Here is a 19,762-nt window from a genome sequence, read left to right on the forward strand (position 1 = left end):
TAGCCCAAGGCCGGCGTAGCCCAAGGCCGGCGTAGCCCAAGGCCGGCGTAGCCCAAGGCCGGCGTAGCCCAAGGCCGGCGTAGCCCAAGGCCGGCGTAGCCCAAGGCCGGCACGATACGAGGCGGGCGTGGCAGGGCGGTGGTCGTGCCGTATTGCCATGCCCGGGAGGCGTCAGGTGATCCGGATACCAGCCTGGGTGCCACCACGCGGGCTGCGCGCCGCAACTCCGGAGCCACCGCCGGCAACGCCCGCGAACATCGCCGGGCACCGAGAACCCGGTGCCACGCTCACCCCCCGGGTCCGACACTGACGCACCGGCATGATCCAAGGACCGATCTGGCCACCAGCACGACCAGACCCGTCCTTCGATCATCAGGCTGGTCGACGGTGCGGCGTTGGACAGGTCGGGACGCGGCAGATGGTCGAGGTCCCAGCCTGGATGACCACCACGCGGGCTGTGCGCCACGACTCCAGAGCCGCCGCCGGCCTCGCCCGCGAACATCACCGGGCACCGAGAACCCGGTGCCACGCTCACTCCCGGGCCCGACGCTGATGCACCGGCATGATCCAAGGACCGATCTGGCCACCAGCACGACCAGACCCGTCCTTCGATCATCAGGCTGCACGGCACCGTCACCGGATGCGGACACGATCGTGCCGATGGTGGCGGCGTTGGACAGGTCGGGACGCGGCAGGCCATCGGGGCGCTGGCCTCGGTGGCCACCATGCGGGCTGCGCGCTGTGACTCCGGAGCCGTCGCCGGGTTCGCCTGTGAGCATCGTCGGGTGGCGAGGGCCGGGTGTCAGGGGCGCAGGGTTGACGCTGATGGACCGGCTTGATCCACGGAGCGGTCTGGTTGCGAGGACGACCGGAGTTGTTCTTCGAGCGTCAGCGGTGGCGATGCGGCAGGGGGGCGGAGCGCGGTGCTTGTGGGGGTTGGCGGTGTGGGGTGGTTCTCATGACCGGCGCGGCGGCTGCCGTGCTGCGGAGGGCGGTGGTCCCTGCGGGATGCACCTGCCGCCACGCCGACCATCAGACCCCCGTTAGGGCGAACCTAGCGCTCCGATGGGGATTCATTCATCGGACTTGTTGGATTCCGGACAGCTGTCTCGACAGGAGGGCGCTGTCGGTATGGAAGTGATTTGCCGGAAAAAGGGGGATTGGGTCACTAGCGTGTGCATGGCTGGTCCTACTTGTGGGGGATTTCGTGCGCGGCGGGTATGTGATGGGGCTCAGGTTGCTGGCGGTCGGTGCGGTGCTCGGCGTCACCTCGGTGGTGGTCGTGGACGCCGCATCAGCCGCATCGGCCGCATCGGCCGCATCAGCGGCGTCGGGCCGGGCGGAGGTCGCGTCGGGGCGGGCTGAAGCAGCGCCGCGAGGGCGCGTCGAGTCGACGGTGCTGCGGGCCATGGTGAGCAACTATGTCGACGACACGCTGTCGCTGGTGGACGTGACGGCCGGGACGGTGACCGGCACGATCTCCGGGATCGACGGGCCGGCGTGGCTGGCGGCATCCGGCGACGGCCAGACGATGTACGTCGCGGCGTACAACGGCGACCGGCTCTACAAGGTGAACGCCGCCACCCGGGCCAAGACGTACGTCGACGTCGGCACCACGCCGGGCATCATCGCGCTGACGCCCGACGAGGCGAAGGTGTACGTGGCCAACTTCGGCAGCGACAACGTGTCGGTGGTGGACACGGGCACGTTCACGGTGTCGACGACGATCGCCGTCGGCACCGATCCGACCGGCGTCGCGGTCACGCCGGACGGCGCCAGCGCGTACGTGGCGAACAGCGGCAACAACACGGTCAGCGTCATCGACACCGCGACCGACACCGTCACCGCCACCATCGCGGTGGGCATCAACCCGCTCGGCGTGGCCATCACCCCGGACGGGTCGAAGGTGCTGGTGAGCAACCGGGGCGCCGCGACGCTCTCCGTCATCGCCACCAGCACGAACACCGTGACGGCCACGGTACCGGTCGGCGCTATGCCGTACGGTGTGGCGATCTCGGCCAGCGGCACGACCGCGTACGTCGCGTGCGCCGGCGCCGGGTCGGTGAGCGTGGTGAACCTGGCCACCAACACGGCGGGCACGCCGATCACGGTCGGGGCCATGCCGGTCGGCCTGTCGTTCACGCCCGGCGGCGGCACGCTCGTCGTCACGAACGCCATGAGCGGCACGGTCAGCGTCGTGGACACCGGCACCGCCACGGTCACCTCGACGGTGCCCGTGGGCGCGCAGCCGCTGTACGTGACCGCCGCCTACATCGAGGACCAGTCGCTCGCGGTGACGACCGGTTCGCTGCCGGCCCCCACGGTCGGCACGGCGTACTCCGGCACGCCGGCGGTGACGGGCGGGACGGGGCCGTTCACGTGGGCGGTCAGCGCCGGCTCGCTGCCGGCCGGGCTGAGCCTCAACGCCGGCACCGGCGAGGTCAGCGGCACGCCGACGGCGGCGGGGCCCGCGTCGTTCACGCTGCAGGTGACCGACTCGGCCGGCACGACCGCATCGAAGGCGTACACGTTCACGGTCGGCCAGGCCGCGCCGCCCACGCCCCCACCGTTACCGGCGAACCTGGCCGTGACCGTGGCACCGCCGCCGGTCGGGGTCGTCGGCGCGCCGTACACCGCCACGCTGACGGCAACCGGCGGCACCGGACCCTACACGTGGGCGGTGACCGGGGGCACGCTGCCGGCCGGGCTGACGCTGAACGCGGCCACCGGCGCCATCACCGGCACGCCGACGGCGGCGGCCGAGCGGCAGGTGACGCTGACGGTCACCGACGCGAACCAGGCGACCGCGTCCGCCACCCGCACGTTCACGGTCAAGGCGGCGCTGACGATCCCCGAGCCCACCGGCACGGAGGCAGTGGCCGGCGCACCGTACGAGACCGCGCTCACGGCCGAGGGAGGCGTCGCGCCCTACACGTGGTCGGTGGTCGACAGCACGCTGCCGGCCGGGCTGACCCTGGACGCCGCCACCGGAAAGATCAGCGGCACCGCCACGACCGCAGGCACGACGACGGTCACCGTCAGGGTCACGGACGCCGGCGGTCGCACCGGCGAGCGCGAGCTCTCGTTCACCGTCCGCCACCCCGCCCCCGCCGGCGTCACGGCCAAGGGCCAGGTCTCCTCGGTGCTGGCGGAGTGGACCGCCGCGAGCGACCCCGGCGTCACCGGGTACACCGTGTCCGCCGTCCCGGGGCCGGCCACCTGCACCACCGATTCGCGCGCCACCACCAGCTGCGTGCTCGGCGCGGTCGCCGGCCGGTCCTACACGGTGACGGTCGTCGCCCACTCCGTCGCCGGCGACTCGGTGGTCAGCACCGCCTCGGCGCCGGCCACGGCGGTCGCCCCGGCCGCCCCGCCGGTCCCGCCGCAGACGCCGCTCAGGCTGACCACCGACCGGGGGGCGATCACCTCGATCGCGCCCGCGCAGACGCTGACGTTCATCGGCAGTGGCTTCGCCCCGTTCTCGACGGTGCTCGTCAGCATCTACAGCACCCCGGCGACCCTCGCCACCGTCACCACCGACGCGAGCGGCGGGTTCAGCGCCCCGGTGACCATCCCGGCGGACCTCGCCGAGGGCAGCCACACCATGCTCGCCCAGGGCACCGCCCCGGACGGCACCGCCCGCGCCATGGCCGTCGCCGTCACCACCACGGGCTCGGCGTCGCTGCCCGTGACCGGCGTCGACACCATGACCCTGACGGCGCTCGGCCTGCTCCTGATCACGGCCGGCGCCTCACTCGTGAGCCCGGTCAGCAGGCCATCGAGTTCGGCAGGGCGGCGACGCCCTTGAGGGCGTGGGCGAGATCCGCGACGAAGCGGTCGACCAGCTCGCGGGTCTTGCCCGGCATGCAGACCACGTGGGCGTTGCCGCCGTCATCGGTGGCGAGCGGCCAGCGGTCCAGGAGGGGCTGGGGCGGGCGGGGGAAGACAACGGTGAAGGCGTGCTCCTGAGCGCGCCACGCCGGCCAGCCGATCCCACGCAGCTGCCGCTCGGTGTAGCCGGCGAGGTCCCGGGCGGCGGCGGCCCGACCGCGCAGGCCCGGCAGGCCCCAGTGGCGCAGGAGGTACCAGAGCCACAACGGCGCGTGGCCGGACCTGGAGCCGGTGATGGTGCTGTCCGGGGCGGCGGTGTAGGTGATGCTGCCCCGGCCGGTGTGGCGGTCGGCGAGGGCTACGACGACCCCGCAGGGGAAGGGCGTGGCGAGGAACTTGTGGCCGCTGACGGCGAAGGAGTGCACGCCGTCGGCGAAGGTGAAACCGGGCCGGGTCAGTGGGTCGCACAGCGCCAGGGGGATGCCGGCGAGGGCCGCGTCGGCGTGGATCCAGCGTTGCGCGGGGTCGATGCCCGCGAGGGCGAGGGTCTTGTCGATCAGGGCGGCGTCGTCGACGGCCTCGGTCATGGTGGTGCCGACGGTGGCGACGACGATGGCGCCGGCGCCGGGGCGGCGACGCCGGGCGACGGCGGTGCGCAGGTCGTCGTAACGCATCTCGCCGCGGTCGTCGGCGGGGACGAGGTGCAGCCGCATGCCGAGCAGCTCGGCGTTCTTGGCGATGCTGTAGTGCGCGGCGGTGGAGGCGAACACGGCCGCGCCCGGGAGGTGCTGGCGGGCCTGCCACAGGGCCCAGAGGTTGCTCTCGGTGCTGCCGGTCGTCACGTACCCGTGGCGGTTGTCCAGCGGTGCGAGCACGAGGTCGGCGACGAACTGGACGACCTCGTGCTCGACGACCTTCGTGTGCAGCCGGTACGAGCCGCCGGCGGCGTACGGGTGCCCGACGTTGTTCAGCAGGACCCGCTCGAAGCGCGACACGGCGGTCATGTCGGGCAGGTCGGTGGCGCCGGGGAAGCCGAGGTCGTAGTCGGAGTGCCGGGTCAGATCGGCGTACAGCTGGTCGAGACGCCCGCCGATGGTCGGGTCCGGGAGGCCGCTCACCTCGGCTGCGACCCGACGTCGACGATCCGCCCGAGCTCGCTCATCCAGCGCCACACGTGGTACGTGGGATCGTGCGGATCGATCTCGGAGAGCGCCGGGTTCCAGCGCCACTGCATGCTCGGCACGCCGTAGTGCGTGTTGGTGTCGTCGACGGAGCTCTCGACGGTGAGCCCGTTGAACTGCTTGCGGCCGCCGCGGTCCAGCAGCAGCCGGGTGCCGTCGATGAGGCGGGCGAAGCACCGGCCGGGCAGGTCGAACTCGTTGGCGGCCTGCCGCTGGGCGTCGGCCCAGGTGCCGTACGGGGTGTCGAGGGTGCACACGCCGATGCCGGCGAACACCGCGGTGGCCGACATCGGGTCGCACTTGTTGACCATCTGCGTCCGCGGGTCGAAGGCGGGGTCGGCCTGGTAGCCCTCGTGCGCGTGCCGGGCCAGGCCGTACAGCAGCATCGGCAGGTCGTTGGCCTCGTCGTCGGCGAGGAAGATGCGGGTCGCGGTCCGCAGCTGTTGCAGCACCGGCACGCCGCGCTCGAGGTAGAACAGGGCGACGCCGTGGGGGCTGAGCGGGTCGCGGCGGCGGCGTTCCCACACGTGGCGGGTGTGCAGCACGGAGAAGCGCCGCAGCCGGGAGACGACCTCGCCCCGGAACGCGGCGGTGACGTCGGCCTCGGGGTTGCCGTCGCCCCTGCCGCGCGGCCCCTCCGGCGGGACCGCGCGCAGGTGACGGGTGTCGGGTTCGGCGTCGTTGTGGACGAACCGGCGGTGCCCCGACGGCTGCGGGACCCGGTCGTACGTCGAGTCGCCGCCCGGCGTGAACGGGGAACCGTGCACGGACGAGGAACCGGACGAGGAACCGGACGAGGATCCGGACGAAGGGCCGGACGAGAACGAGGAGCCGGAGGGACCGTAAGAGGCGGCCGGCGGTGCCACCGCCGGGTCGGTCTCAAACATCGAGGTCCTTGAGCCGGCGGTCCAGGACCCGCAGCGGGTCCGGTCTGCCGCGCCCGACGTCGGCGAGCACCGGTGCCCGGCGCGACCGCAGCATGAGCGCCCAGACCGCCCCGACCAGGACGGTGATGAGCACGGCGGCGGGGATGACGGCCTGCAGGATCGAGTCGCCGGCGATCCCCAGCAGCGAGGAGAGGTTCGTGAGCGTGACGAGCAGGATGCCGGTGCCCGCGATCACGCCCAGGCTCGGCAGCACGGTGCTGACCAGGAGGCCTTCGCGGGAGCCGCCGCCGCGCCGGTAGTACCGGATGCTGCCGGCCGAGATGAGCACCAGCATCAGCATGATCCCGATGGCGCCGGCCGCGGACAGCCAGGTGAAGAGCACGGCGATCGGGTCGGCGCCGAGGACGACGAACACGCCGACGACCACGAGCGCGCTCGCGCTCTGCAGGACCGAGCCGCCGGTCGGGGCGCCCTCGGCCTGCCCGCTGGCGCCGGTGCGGGCCAGCCACGCCGGCAGGACGCCCTCGCGGGCCATCCCGAAGGCGTAGCGGGCGAGGACGTTGTGGAAGGACAGCATCGCCACGAAGACCGAGGTGATGAGCAGCATCGTGGCGAGCAGGCTGAGGCCGCTGCCGTACCACTCGTCGAGGACGTTGAAGGGCAGTCCCGCATCGGGGTCGGCGGCGACGGCGGCGATCCGGTCGGCGCCGACGGTCGCGGCCAGCGCCCAGGCCGACAGCCCGTAGAACAGCGGCATGAAGATGAGGGCGCCGATGGTGGCGCGGGTGATGCTGCGGCTGGTGCGGACCTCCTCGCTGTAGGCGGGGGCCGTGTCGAAGCCGATGAACGCCGCGATGCCGAGCGCGAGCGCGCCACCGATGCCGGGCGCCCACAGGCCGGGGAAGCTGATCGGGTCGGTGCTGATGGACCCGCCCGCGGGGTGGGCGAACGCGGCCAGGTCGAACAGGGCGATGACGACCAGCTCGACGCAGAGCACCGACCCGACGACGAACGCGGACAGCGACACGTGCAGCAGCCCGCAGACGGCGACGGCGAGCCAGAGCACCGCGGCCCACACGACCCAGTTGCCGCCGAGCAGCCCGGCGAGGGTGGCGCCGACCAGGCCGTACAGGCTCATCTGGATGCATGAGTAGAAGACCAGCGCCAGGGCGCCGCCGATGATGCCCGCGGTCGGCCCGAAGCCGTGCGCGAGCAGGGCGTAGGCGGGGGCGGCGTGCGGCACGTTGCGGGCCATCGACACGTACCCGACGGCGAGCAGGGCGAGCGCGATGCCGAGCAGGGGGAAGGTCAGCGGGGTGGCGACCATCCCGGTCGAGGCGTAGGTGGCCACGATACCGCCGGCCAGGACCGCCATCGGGGAGCTTGCGCCGATCTGGAAGAGCCAGACGCCGCCGCCGGACATCTGCCGGCGGGTGAGCCCGTACCCGGTCATCGGCCACCGCCGAAAAGACGACGAGGTGTCGCGGACTGAGTGGAAGGACGCATCGCGGCGCGCACTCCGATTCTTCAGTTGGCTGTGCGTGATCAGGACCGCTGCGCAGTGTATAGGCGAAAGTTACTCGGTGGCGCCCAGGCGAATCTCATGCATTCCCATGGGTCGTTAGGTCCCGAACCCCCGGGAACAGGCATTGGAGCACTCTGTGACAGGTGTGAGCCGCCCCACGGGGCCGGAGAATTTACCGCCTGGTGCCGCGCCCGTAACGTTCGGCTCCGCACGACGACGCCCCGCCGGATCCTGGGTCCCCAGGATCCGGCGGGGCGGGCGCGACAGACCGGTCAGGTCAGCCGCAGGTAGTCGACGTTGAACCCGCCGGTCTCGCAGAACAGCGTCAGCTGCTGGTCGCCGGCGGCGAGGGTGACCGGGACATGGACGGACTGGTAGGCGCCCCACCCGCCGGTGTCCGGCACGGACGCCGTGGCCAGGACCGCGCCGGTCGCGTCGCGCAGCGAGATCGCGCCGGGCAGCGGGCCGCCGGTGCCGGTCGCGACGCGCAGCTCCACGTCGTAGGTGCCGGCGGCGACGTCGAGGCGGTAGGCGAGCCAGTTGCCGGCCGCGGTCCACCCGACGTTCTTCCCGCCGCTGGCGGCGGGGTTGGACTCGATGAAGTTCGAGCCGCCGTCGGTCCAGCCGTGCTGCGCCACGTACGCCTCGGCCTCGACCTTCTCCCCCACGGGCGCGCCGTGCGGCCGGACGGTGACGTGGACCGTGCGCGAGGCGGCGGCGCGGCCGTCGGTGGCGGTGACCGTGAGGTCGAAGGCGCCGGCGACGGTCGGGTGCAGCGAGACGGCGCCGGTGGCCGCGTCGACGGTCACGCCGTCGGGCAGGTCCGTGGCGTAGTAGGACAGGGCGTCGCGGTCGGCGTCGGTGGCCTGCAGCCGCAGCGTCGTGGTGGCGTACTGGTCGACCACGACCGGGCCCGGGTCGCGCAGGACGGGGGCGTGGTTGCGGCCGCGGGGCAGGTCGGCGTCCCAGCGGAACGTGGCGTAGGCGTGCGCCGGCACGGTGGCGACGAACGACTTCCCGGCGAGCACGACCCGCACGGTGCGGTCGGTGTCGAGCGCGTTGCCGACGACCGCGACGTAGCCGTCGTGCCGGTCACGGAAGACGACGTTGCCGATCCCGCCCGCGGTGCCGCTGGAGGCGACCCGGACGTGCGAGGGCGTCAGGTACCGGCTGAACTGCCCGAGCTGGTAGAGCTCGTCGCGGACGGTGAACGTGCGGGAAGCGGTGTCCACCTTGACGAGCCGGTCCGGCCACTTGGTGGTGCGGGCGACCTCGTCCCAGTCGACGTTGTTGTCGCGGGCCGGGGTCCAGTGCAGGGTGCCGCCGTCCTGGTCGGTCGCCTGCGCCCACATGACGTAGGAGGACGCGTCGAGGCGGAGGTCGGCGAGGACCGTCGCCGGGGACAGGTCACTGGTCTCGGTGAGGTGCACGGGCTTGCCGGTCTGCTCGTAGGCGTCCCGCATGACGGTGGGGTCGCCCCAGTACGGGTGGAACGCGATCGCGTCGGCGGCCCGCGCGGCGGCCGGGTCGTCGAGCACCCGGTGGTAGTTCTTCGTGGCGGTGCTGTTCGGGTCGCGCCAGTCCCAGAAGTTGAAGTCGTGGATGTAGAGGTCGACGTCGAGGCGGGCCTTGCGCAGTTCGCGGTCGATCGCGACGGACAGCTTCTGCTGCTGCTCGACGCTGATGTCCATGGCCGGGTAGACGACGTCCATGCCGGGCTCGTTGAGCAGCGTCAGCGCGTCGACGCGGATGCCGAGCCGGGCGTACGCCTGGACGTACTTGACGTAGTAGCGGGCGAACACGTCGATGCGGTCGTCGCGGAGCTTGCCGACCTGGTAGTACTCGCTGGCGCTGCCGGGCTTGAGGGCGACCTCGCCGAGGAACTTGTCGTTGGTCTTCATCCACGCCGGGGCGCTCCACGCGGAGGCGAGGAACGTCGCCTGCGGGTTGTACTTCTGGATCAGCTTGATCGTGTCGACGATGTGCAGGTCGATGTCGCGCTGGATGGAGAAGTACCGCAGGTCGGGGTCCTCGGTGACGCCGGCCGGCAGGTCGTCGTAGGACCAGAACGGCAGGTGCTCGATGAGGTCGGGGCTGCCGATGGTGAGCCGGAAGCGGTCCAGGCCGGCGCCGGTGCGCGGGTCGACGAGCAGCCGGACGGCGCGCTCGCGCTCGGCGGGGGTGAGCTTCCACAGGTTCGACACGGAGGTCTCGTCGATCGAGAAGCCGATGCCGGTGTACGACTGCCGCGTCCGGCTCGGATCGACGACGACGGTCGCGTCGGCCTGGATGCCGGCCCCGGCGTCGACCCGGGCGTCCGGCAGCGGCTGCCAGTGCGCGGCGCCGGTCGAGTAGGTGCCCGTGACCAGGGCGCCGGGCCGGGCGTTCGCCGCCGCCGGGGCGGCTGCGGCGCCCAGGGCGCCGGCGGTGACCAGCGCGACGGCAGCCACGGAGATGGATCGCCTCACGGCGCCTCCTTCTGCGGATGGTGGAGGCGCGCGGAATCCATCGACGCCTGTAACACGAAGGAAACACGCCGCCGCAGCAGCGTGTCAACCTTTTTCAGGATTCGATGGAAGTTTCTATGAAACACGCGTCAGGATGGCACCGGCCCGGTCGAGCCGCGCACCACGAGGTCGGTCGCCAGCTCCACGTGCAGCGCGTCGAGCTCGTGCCCGGCGAGCATCCGCCCGAGCAGGCTGACCGCCATCCGCCCCATCTCGCCGAGCGGCTGGCGGACCGTGGTGAGCGCCGGGTGCGTGGCCCGGGCGAGCTCGATGTCGTCGAAGCCCGCCACCGACAGGTCGTGCGGCACGCGCAGGCCCCGGTCGGCGGCGGCGTGCAGCGCCCCGACGGCCATCTTGTCGTTGAACGCGACGATCGCCGTCGGCCGCTCCGGCAGGTCGAGCAGCTCACCGGCGGCGCGGTAGCCCTCCTCCACCGTCGGGTCGGACACGGCGCGCACCAGGTCGGGCGAGGGCAGCACGCCGGCGCCGACGAGCGGCGCGAGCCAGCCGGCGAGCCGGTCGCTGCTGGCCATCCAGCCCGGGCGGCCGCCGAGGATGCCGACGCGGCGGTGCCCGAGCTCCGTCAGGTGCGTCACGAGCCGCCGGGCGCCGGCGAAGTTGGCCGCCGACACGGCCGCGATGTCGCGCGGCGGCGACGTGCGCGGATCCACGATCACGAACGGGAAGCCCTGGTCGCGCAGCCGCTCCAGGTCCTCCTCCGGCTCCGACGGCAGGATGAGCAGCGCGCCCGCGACCTGCGGCCAGCCGGTCAGCGTCTTGAGCACCTCGGTGCGCTTCCACGACGACTCGCCGGCGTCGACGATCGCGTGCATGCCGTGCACGTCGAGCGCCTCCGCGATGGCGGACACGATCAGCCCGAAGTAGTCCGTCAGCACGTACGGGCAGCGCACATAGACGCCGTTGTCCGCCTTCTCCGCGCCCGACCCGCGCCGCCGCGGCGCCTGCCGGCCGAGGCCGCCCATCGCCTCGAGGACCCGGTCCCGGGTGCCGGGCGCGACGTTGGCACGGCCGTTGAGCACCCGCGACACCGTCGCGATGGACAGGCCGGTCTGCTGAGCGACGTCGCGGATGGTGACGCGCTGCCGCTGCTCTGTTTCACCCGCTTGTTTCATCACCGGCCAGCATATCGGCTGGCCCGCCTGATCCGCCGGTGCGGCGACAGCCGCTCTGTGTCGTTGTCCGCACCTCTGGGGCCGGGCGGTCGCTCGCCCGGCCCCTTCGGGATCCGGCTACTCGGTGCGCAGTGCCGTGGCGGTCCGGGTCCTGGCGGCCCAGCCCGCCGGCAGGAGGGCGCCGGCGCCGGCGATGACGAGGCCGCCGAGGACCAGCGGCAGAACCAGCAGCGGGGCGTACACCTCGATGTAGGACGCCGGGATGCCGGTGTCGGCGGCGCGGCCCATCGCCGGCAGGACCGCGTGGTGCAGCACGATGCCGAGCGGGACCCCGATCGCGCCGGCGAGCAGCCCGGTGCCGGCGACCGAGGTGAGGACCATCGTGACCGTCTGCCGCGGCGACATGCCGAGGGCCTTGAACACGCCGAGGTCGTGCACGCGTTCGCGGGTGTCGAGCACGACCGTGTTGAGCACGCCCATCCCGGCGACGACGACGAGCATCAGGGTGAGCGTCGCGGCGAGCGTGTCCATGGCGACAACGGTCTCGCTGATCTCCCCGACGTTGACGTCGGCGCCGCCGCCCAGCGGCTCCAGGACCTTGTTCAGCGCGTCCACATAGGACTTGGCGGTGACGCCCGGGGCGAGGTCGATGTGAAACTCGACCGACTCCGGCTCGACGACGGTGCCGAGGGCGGTGAGGGTGGCCGCGTCGGTGACCACGCCCCGGCCGTCGTCGCTCAGGTCGAGCGACTCCCCGACGATCCGGACCTTGAGCGAACGCCCGGCGTCGGTCAGCGTGGCCGTGTCGCCGACCTTGAGCCCGGTGGCGCGCAGGAACGCGGTCGGCACCACGATCTGGCCCGGCCCGTCGAACCACTTCCCGGAGATCATCTTGTACGCGCCCCAGGAGGAGTCCCCGGTGAAGGCGACGACGTCGGCGGGGGTGGTGAGGCCGGAGACCCCGATCTCGGCGTGCCCCGTGGTGAACCACCGGCGGGTGCCGGGCTGCGCGTCGACCGCGGCCCGCACCTTCCCGAGGGCCTCGGCGTCCGTCTGCGGACCGCCCTTGCCGTGCTGCCCCGCACCGGGTGGCTGGCCTGCGTTCACCGGGGCGCTGGGGCCTCCCGAACCGCCCGGACCGCTCTGCTGGCCCGGTGCCGGCGGGCCGGCGGGACCACCGGGGCCGGGGCCGAACGTGAACGCGTGGGCGACGACGGCGCCGGCGGTGCGGCGGTTGAGACCCTCCTGGATGCCGGCGAGGGACGTGGCGAGGCCGACCCCGAACGTCACCCCGAGCGCGCCCAGGGCGACCGCCGCCACGATCGTCGCGGAGCGGGACGGGCTGGTGAACGGGTTCGCCAGCCCCAGGCTCACCGGCCGGGGCAGCGGCAGGCGGCCCAGCAGCCGCCGCGCCGTCCGCCCGCGCCCGCTCGCCGGGGTGCGGCCGACGGCCAGGGCGGTGACGGTGCGCAGCCGGCCAGCCCGCAGCGCCGGCACGAACGCGGTCAACACGACCGCGGCGAGCGCGACGAGCGGCACGACCACGCTCACCCACGGCGCGACCGTCATCGAGGCGGTGCCGAACGCGTCGCTCTCGTCCGCCAGGACCGGCACCGCGGCGAGGTTGCCCAGCAGCACGCCGAGCGCGGCGCCGATGGTGGCCGGGATCAGCGCCTGGCCGATGTACGCGCGGGTGACCTGGGCGGGGGTGAAGCCGACGGCCTTCAGGATGCCGATGCGGCGGGTCGCGGCGCCGACCGAACCGCTCACGACGACGCCGATGATGAGCACCGACATGCACAGCCCGAGCACCCCGAACGCGACCACGAACGGCACGAACGTCGCCGCCCGGCGCTCCGCGTCGCGTTTCACGGTGAGGTACGACGCCGCGCCCGTCATCGCGTCGGCGGGCACGGCGCCCGCGACGGCGGCCCGGTGCGCGGTGAGCTGCGCGTCGGTGGTGGCGTCGGCGAAGCGGTACAACATCTGGAAGCCGCCCTTGACGTCGCCGCTGAGCAGCGCCGTCAGCTGGTCGGGGGTCGTCCACGCCTCGGCGCTGGTCCCGACCGACCTGGCGAGGCCCACGACGGTGAGCGTGGGGCTGCCGGGCGAATCGGTGAACGTGAGCCGGTCGCCGACCTCCAGCGGCGACCGGCCGGCCGCCCACACGATCTCCCCGGCGGCGGTGGCCCACCGGCCGGCGGTCAGGTCGAGCCGGTCGACGGACCCGCCGGGGTCGGCGCGGCCGGCGAGGATCGCGGGCGGCAGCTGAAGCCCCGGGGGGATGCGGCTGCCGCTGACCGTCGTCGGGCGCAGCGACACGGTCCTGAACGGGCCGGCGGACGCGGTCGCACCGGCCGCCTTCGCGGTGGCGGCGACGGTGTCCGCGGTGACGGCGCCCGCGTCGAACGTGGCCGTCAGGTGGGCGCCCTGCTGCTTGGCGAAGCCCCGGTCGAAGGGCGCGCGGGAAGCGTCGAGGAGGCCTGCTGCCAGTACCGACGCGGAAACGGCGAGCATGGTCGTCAACGCCATCACGACCGACTGGACCCTCCGCCGCCCGCCGGCACGCACGACGCTGCCAACCCCGCTCACCGGGCACCGGCCGCTTGGTTGCCGTGCTTGACGTCGCGGCTCAGGCGGCCGTCGACGAGCTCCACGGTCCTCGTGGCGCACTCGTGGGCGAGGGTCACGTCATGGGTGACGAGGACGACGGTCTGCCCGTCGCGGTGCAGGGCGGTCAGCAGGTCGCGGACCTCGCGGCCGGACGCCGTGTCCAGGGCGCCGGTCGGCTCGTCGGCGAGGAGCAGCGACGGGCGGTTCATGAGGGCGCGCGCGACGGCGACCCGCTGCCGCTCACCGCCGGACAGCCGGCCGGGGAACGCCTTCGCGTGCCGCCGCACCCCCAGCTTCTCCAGCAGCTCGCCGGCCCTCGCGGTGGCCTCGCCCCTCGGTACACCGGCCAGCTGCGCGGGCAGCAGGACGTTGTCGTGCACGGTCAGGTCGTCGACGAGGTTGAAGAACTGGAAGACCATGCCGATGCGGGCGCGGCGGTACTTCGCGGACGCGGCCTCGCCGAGCCCGTCGACCCGCACGCCGTCGACGGTGACGCTGCCCGACGTGGGCCGGTCCAGCCCGGCGATCAGGTTGAGCAGCGTGGACTTGCCGCTGCCGGACGCGCCCAGCACGGCGACGGCCTCGCCGGCGTCGATCCGCAGCGTCAGCCCGGCGAGGGCGGGTGGGCCGTCGTCGTACCGTTTGCTCACGTCGCTGATCTGGATGAGTGGCGCGCTCACGGTGTACCTCCGCGGTCGTCTCGTGTGGATGCTCCGACCGTAGGAAGCGGGCCGCCTCCGGCACGTCGGCCACGGTGACGGTCTCCGGCGGGTGGGTCATCCTTTTGGACTACACCGCGCGGCGGCGTGTGGTCTTTGAAGCCGATGCCAGGCGGCGGGGCACTTGGCAGACTTGGGCCGTGGACATCGGGTTCGTGCGGCGGCAGCTGCGGGCGATCGGCGCCGAGCTGTGGCGCGTGAGCGGCCCGATGCCGAAGCTGAGCAGGTGGGCGTGGGCCGCCGACGCCGTCCTCGCGCTGGTGCTCACGCTCGTCACGGTCAGCAGCACGTCGCAGCCCGGCGACGCGCCCGCGCCGGACTTCGTCTTCGACGGCGACCGGCACATGCGGGTGCCCGACCTGCGCCTGCCACCGGTCCCTGAGCCGCCGGACCCCGACCCGGGCCCGCACTTCGTCCCCGACGACCCGTCCACCGGGCAGTATGTCCTGGCCGCGCTCCTGGCGCTGCCGCTGGTGACCCGCCGCAGGTTCCCGGTCGCCTCGCTGTGGGTCATCGTCGTGGCCGCGCTGCTGCTGCGCGCGGAGCCCGGGTTCGACCCGACGCCGGCGTTGGTGTGCTTCGTCATCGCCGCCTACAGCGCCGCGCTCTACAGCCGTCACCGGGCCCTCGCGATCGGCAGCGTCATCGTGGCCACCGTGGCCCTGCTCGCCAGCGGCCGGGGCGACGCGGAGACGGATGCGGGGCCGGGGCTGGCGGTGTTCCTGCTGCTGTGCGCGGTCAGCCTCACCGCCAACGCGATCCACGTCTGGAAGCAGCGGGCCCTCGCACTGCAGCGGGAGCAGGCGACCGCGACGAGCCTCGCCGTCCAGCAGGAGCGCGCCCGGCTCGCCGGCGAGCTGCACGACGTGGTCAGCCACAGCGTCAGCATGATGGTCGTCCAGGCCGGCGCCGCCCGCACCGTCCTGGACACCGAGCCCGGCCTGGCCCGCGAGGCCCTGCTGGCGGTCGAGTCGAGCGGCCGGGCCGCGATGGTCGAGCTGCGCCACGTCATGGGCCTGCTCACGATGGACGGCGACGGCCCCGACCTCGCCCCGACGCCGGGCCTCGACCAGCTCGACGTCCTCGCCGACCGCGTCCGCCGCACCGGCGTCCCCGTCGAGGTCGTGCAGACCGGCACGCGGGTGCCACTGCCCGCGGGGGTGGAGCTGGCGGCGTATCGGGTGGTGCAGGAGGCCTTGACCAACGCGGTCAAGCACGCCGTGGGCGCCTCGGTGACCGTCACCGTCGACCACACCACCGACACCCTGCACGTCGACGTCACCGACACCGGCGGCGCCGCCGACACCTCCGCCGACCCTGGCAGCGGCCGCGGCCTGGCCGGCCTGCGCGAACGCCTGACCGTCCACGACGGCACCCTGTCCGCCGGCCCGACCCCCACCGGCGGCTTCCGCGTCCACGCCACCATCCCGATCCCCGCCCCATGACCCGCCCACCCCACCACCCGGCGCCCACATCCCCGGCCCCGCCACCCTTCCCCGCCGGCGCGGCGCTACTGACCAGCCATACAGTCACGGGCGACGCCTTCCTCCCCGGCCACCCACCGGGAGACCGCGACTTCTTCCCCGGCCACCCACCGGGAGACCGCGATGGTGCGCTCCCTGAAGCGGCTCTCCGACATGGACTGATCGCCACCCACGCTTCCCCCGCACCAGCAGATCGCCCGATCCCCCGACACCGCCCCGTCCCCAACCACCCGGACGCTGCGCCGTCCCCTGCCGAAGCGCAGTCCCCCATCTACCCGGGCTGCACGCCGTCTCCAACACCGCGCCGCCCCAGCACCGACGCCGCGCCGTCCCCCCGCTTGCACGGACGCCGCGCCAGCCCTGAATGCGCTGTCCCTCAACTTCCCGGATGCTGCGCCTGCCCCATCAACACGAACACGGCACCGTCCTCCACAGCGCAGACAGCCCATCGTCCCAACCCGACCCCTGCGCCATCTCCCAGCCACCCGGCCGCCGCGCCGTCTCCACCACCACACCGCCCCGGCAACGCGGACTCCGCCCCCGTCCTCCCACAACGTGCCGTCCTCGACCCAACACCTGCACCGTCTCCCAACCACCCGGCCACTGCACCGTCTCAACACCACACCGCCACGGCAGCACCGTCCTCCACAACGCCGACAGCGCGCCGTCCCCAACCCGGCCCCTGCCAACGCCCCTACGCCCGGACGCAGCGCCGCCCTGCAAACGCGCCGTTCCCGGGCAGCGCAATCCGCGCGACGTCCCGCAACAACCCGGGCAGAGCGCCGTCTCCAGCAACACGGACATCGCGCCAGCTGCTGCGCCGTTCCCCAGCAACGCGGACAGTGCACCATCCCGCACCGAGGCGCCGTCCGTGCCGACACCGCGTCGATCCCCAGTGCAGAGAGCACCCATCCCCTCAGCAGCGCGGCACCCGCCCCGTCTCTGCGAACGTGCCATCCCGCAACGCAAACACCGCGCCGTTGCCCAGCAGCACCGGCAGGACGGCGACCAGCAACAGCACGACGTCCGCAGCCATTACCCCAGCAGCGGGGGTACATCCCGTTCGCCGGCATTGCGGGCGCGGCGGCAACCCGCGGTGGCGGGGTCGGTGCGACCTTGTCCGTGGTGGTTGGGGTGAGTTGGCGAGGTCGCAGTCCCCGAGGTGCGCCGGCGATCTGGGCGACTGCTGCCGGGCCTCGCCCATCGTTGAACCCGGCCACCCCACCATGATCGAAGGATGGATCCGGCCACGCCCGCGGCCAGGGCTGTCCTTCGATGTTGGCTGCGGCGCGAAGTGCAGTGTCCGGGCGGCGTCGCCTGGAGGAGGGGCGTCCGGGGGTGGTGGTCGGGCGCGGTGCATCCTGGTCCGGAGTGGTGTGGAGGGAGGTTTCGTGAGCGAGCCGTTGCGGGTGGTCGTCGCCGACGATCAGGCGTTGGTGCGGACCGGGTTCCGGATGATTCTCACGGCGAGTGGGATCGAGGTGGTCGCGGACGCGGCCGACGGGGCCGAGGCGGTCGACGCGGTCCGGCGCACCCGGCCCGACGTGGTGCTCATGGACGTGCGGATGCCGCGCATGGACGGTCTCGAGGCGACCCGCAGGATTCTCGGCGGGCCTGTCACGGGGGCCGCGCCGCGGGTCATCATCCTGACGACGTTCGACCTCGACCAGTACGTCTACGCGGCGCTGTCGGCGGGGGCCAGCGGGTTCCTGCTCAAGGATGTCAGCCCCGAGCACCTCGTCGGCGCGGTGCGGCTGGTCCGGGCCGGTGACGCGCTGCTGGCGCCGTCGATCACGCGGCGGCTCATCGAGCGGTACGCGACCCGGGACGCCCGCACCGCCACGCTCCATCGTGACCTGTCGGGGTTGACGCCGCGCGAGGTGGAGGTGCTGCGGCTGCTCGCCAGGGGGCTCAGCAACGCGGAGCTGGCGGCGCAACTGCAGCTCAGCGACGCCACGGTCAAGACGCACATCGCCAGGATCCTGTCGAAGCTGCAGCTGCGCGACCGCGCCCAGGCGATCGTCGCCGCGTACGAGACCGGGCTGGTCACCCCCGGCTCGGGTGCCCCGTGAGCACGGCCGGCGGAGCGGCTCAGTGGGTCGTCGGGACCTCGGCGCGGAAGGTGGTGGCGTCCAGGTCGTAACGCTCCAGGAAGTCAGCCACGGCTTCGACCACGACGCGTTCGACGACCTTCACGTACTTCGTCGCCTCCAGGGCGGGCAGGGCGGCGGTGGGGTCGCCGACGAGGTCGCGGATGGCGAGGCGGGCGCTGTGGTCGTGCCAGCCGCCGGGGTCGGGCCGGCGCGCCAGCACTCGCAGCCGGTGGGCCGCTGTCCGGGTCAGTCGCCACGGCGCGGCCGTCAGCTGTGTCAGCAGCTCCAGGTGTACGACCGGCGCCGGCACGAAGCACGCGGTGCGGAGCGGTGGCAGGACGTGGGCGGAGATCTCGACGTACACCACCGAGGCCTCGATCGACGTGTGCACGAACACCGACACGTGCCCGTCGCCGTCGTCGGGCGGCACGACCGGCCGGCCCTCGGCGGTGGTGACGGCCCTGGCGCCCGGCACGATCACGACCCGGTCGTAGTGGCGCAGGCCCTCCTGCGGGGCCCGGACGACCGCGTCGATGGCCTCCCGGGACGCGAGCGGCAGCGGGACGCCGTCGTCGAGCAGCGGGTCGCCGCCGCCGCGGACCCCGTCCGCGGCCAGGTACGACGTCACCGTCAGCCCAGGCACCCCGTGATGCCCGGTGCCGTCGCCGAGGCCCTGCAGCGCCTGACCGACGTGCCGGCGGAGCAGGACGGGGTCGAGGGTCGCGGGACTGCGGGGACGGTAGCCGCCGGAGTCGATCGCGCGCAGCGCCACCGCGACCGACCACGCCCGCACCCGCGGCCCGGCACCGACGAACGGGTCGCCGCGGCTGAACGCGACGTTGCCCCGCTGCGCGGCCGCGACGACCGCGACCCGCCGGGCGGTCGAGGCCCGCACCGGGGCCGGGTGGGTCCCGGCGGTGAGGGTCGTGGCGGTCCACCACAGGTGCGCGAGGTGCCCGGCGACGGCGCATCCGGCCAGGACCGCGAGCGCCGCCCACACCCGTCCCCCGGGCGCCGCGCCGACGGCGGCGACGACCCGGTCGAGCTCACCGCCCGGCGCCGCGACGGTCGAGCCGGCCACCGTCAGCAGCGCGCCGACGGCCGTGACCAGACCGAAGGCCAGCGCGGCGGCCAGCAGCGCCCGCCCGGCGGGCGGCGCCCCTCGCACGACCTTCGACCGGCACAGCCCCACGACGGCGCCGAGGAGCAGGACCGCGACGGTGGTGCGCGGCGCGAGGATCAGCGCGACGACCACCGCCACGGTGAGGAACGCGTCCCTGACCGTGCCCAGCAGCCTGGCCCGCAGCGCGTGGCACAGCACCGGCTCCAGGTCCAGGCCGACCGACGGCGCCACGGCCCGCCGCGGATCGTCCGTGAGCTCGGCGACGACCCGCTCTGCGAGGCCTGAGTCGAGGTGTACCGCCGCGCACAGCCGCCGGGTCGTCGTCGACGGCGAGCGCCGCGCCGGACTCGCGTCGGGCATGGCGAACAGCGGCGGCGGCCAGGCAGCCTCGCGCTTCGCCTGCCGCGGCGGCCACGCGGGCGCGACGTCCACGTCGGGCGGCTCCGCGGGCGATCCACCCCGCGCCGGCCACCGCGATCCGGTGGACGCCACGTCACCGGGCCACGATCCCGCGGGCGTGACATCCGGCACCGCCCCCTGCCCGGGCCACCGCGAGCCCGCGGACGCGACGTCCGGCGACGCACCCTGCCCCGGCCATCGCGATCCGGCCGGCGCGACGTCGGACGACGCACCCCGGCCCCGCCGCAGCGACCGCCCACCACGCGC

11 protein-coding genes are annotated in these 19,762 nt (G+C 73.7%); 3 read left to right on the forward strand and 8 right to left on the reverse strand.

The window, feature by feature from the left end; genetic code table 11:
* Positions 1-1,225: 1,225 nt before the first annotated feature.
* Positions 1,226-3,808 carry a putative Ig domain-containing protein gene (locus AB0I21_RS28185; protein ID WP_360565589.1) on the forward strand — a complete coding sequence of 861 codons (2,583 nt, stop codon included), beginning with the start codon at positions 1,226-1,228 and terminating at the stop codon, positions 3,806-3,808.
* On the opposite strand, the gene AB0I21_RS28190 is transcribed toward AB0I21_RS28185, so the two are convergent.
* From AB0I21_RS28190 to AB0I21_RS28220, 7 genes are all read right to left on the reverse strand, one after another.
* Positions 3,768-4,949 (reverse strand): pyridoxal-dependent decarboxylase, encoded by a 1,182-nt coding sequence (locus AB0I21_RS28190; RefSeq protein ID WP_360565591.1) that lies wholly within the window; start codon positions 4,947-4,949, stop codon positions 3,768-3,770. The genes AB0I21_RS28185 and AB0I21_RS28190 overlap by 41 nt on opposite strands.
* Positions 4,946-5,779, reverse strand: a complete 834-nt coding sequence (locus tag AB0I21_RS28195) for a hypothetical protein (RefSeq protein WP_360565592.1) — start codon at positions 5,777-5,779, stop codon at positions 4,946-4,948. The genes AB0I21_RS28190 and AB0I21_RS28195 overlap by 4 nt, the downstream gene beginning before the upstream one ends.
* Before the next feature lie 112 nt (positions 5,780-5,891).
* Positions 5,892-7,352, reverse strand: coding sequence for an APC family permease (locus AB0I21_RS28200; protein WP_360565593.1), 1,461 nt, complete (start codon positions 7,350-7,352; stop codon positions 5,892-5,894).
* Positions 7,353-7,696: 344 nt separating this feature from the next.
* Entirely contained in the window at positions 7,697-9,892 is a 2,196-nt protein-coding gene (locus tag AB0I21_RS28205; RefSeq protein ID WP_360565595.1) for a carbohydrate-binding protein, read from the reverse strand.
* Positions 9,893-10,020: 128 nt separating this feature from the next.
* Positions 10,021-11,064, reverse strand: a complete 1,044-nt coding sequence (locus AB0I21_RS28210) for a LacI family DNA-binding transcriptional regulator (RefSeq protein ID WP_360565597.1) — start codon at positions 11,062-11,064, stop codon at positions 10,021-10,023.
* A 117-nt stretch (positions 11,065-11,181) separates the two neighbouring features.
* The gene (locus tag AB0I21_RS28215) at positions 11,182-13,596 is read right to left on the reverse strand and encodes an FtsX-like permease family protein (protein WP_360565598.1); all 2,415 of its coding nucleotides are present in this window, start codon (positions 13,594-13,596) and stop codon (positions 11,182-11,184) included.
* A gap of 56 nt (positions 13,597-13,652) precedes the next feature.
* Positions 13,653-14,357 (reverse strand): ABC transporter ATP-binding protein, encoded by a 705-nt coding sequence (locus AB0I21_RS28220; RefSeq protein ID WP_360565600.1) that lies wholly within the window; start codon positions 14,355-14,357, stop codon positions 13,653-13,655.
* A gap of 179 nt (positions 14,358-14,536) precedes the next feature.
* Between AB0I21_RS28220 and AB0I21_RS28225 the strand changes: the two genes are divergently transcribed.
* Both AB0I21_RS28225 and AB0I21_RS28230 read left to right on the forward strand, forming a co-directional pair.
* Complete coding sequence (locus AB0I21_RS28225; protein WP_360565601.1) at positions 14,537-15,841, forward strand: histidine kinase; 1,305 nt, start codon at positions 14,537-14,539, stop codon at positions 15,839-15,841.
* Positions 15,842-17,271: 1,430 nt separating this feature from the next.
* The gene (locus AB0I21_RS28230; RefSeq protein ID WP_344498900.1) at positions 17,272-17,952 is read left to right on the forward strand and encodes a response regulator transcription factor; all 681 of its coding nucleotides are present in this window, start codon (positions 17,272-17,274) and stop codon (positions 17,950-17,952) included.
* Positions 17,953-17,971: 19 nt separating this feature from the next.
* On the opposite strand, the gene AB0I21_RS28235 is transcribed toward AB0I21_RS28230, so the two are convergent.
* On the reverse strand, positions 17,972-19,528 hold the full coding sequence (locus AB0I21_RS28235) for a hypothetical protein (protein ID WP_360565603.1): 1,557 nt from the start codon (positions 19,526-19,528) through the stop codon (positions 17,972-17,974).
* Between the last annotated feature and the right edge of the window lie 234 nt (positions 19,529-19,762).

Origin of the sequence: Dactylosporangium sp. NPDC050588 (genome assembly GCF_040654975.1) — a bacterium.
In the GTDB taxonomy this organism is placed as follows: domain Bacteria; phylum Actinomycetota; class Actinomycetes; order Mycobacteriales; family Micromonosporaceae; genus Dactylosporangium; species Dactylosporangium maewongense.

Coding starts and splice junctions, on each gene's coding strand:
- AB0I21_RS28210 (WP_360565597.1), bottom strand. CDS start 11,064: ATGAAACAAGCGGGTGAAACAGAGCAGCGGCAGCGCGTCACCATCCGC.
- AB0I21_RS28200 (WP_360565593.1), bottom strand. CDS start 7,352: ATGACCGGGTACGGGCTCACCCGCCGGCAGATGTCCGGCGGCGGCGTC.
- AB0I21_RS28185 (WP_360565589.1), top strand. CDS start 1,226: ATGGGGCTCAGGTTGCTGGCGGTCGGTGCGGTGCTCGGCGTCACCTCG.
- AB0I21_RS28215 (WP_360565598.1), bottom strand. CDS start 13,596: ATGGCGTTGACGACCATGCTCGCCGTTTCCGCGTCGGTACTGGCAGCA.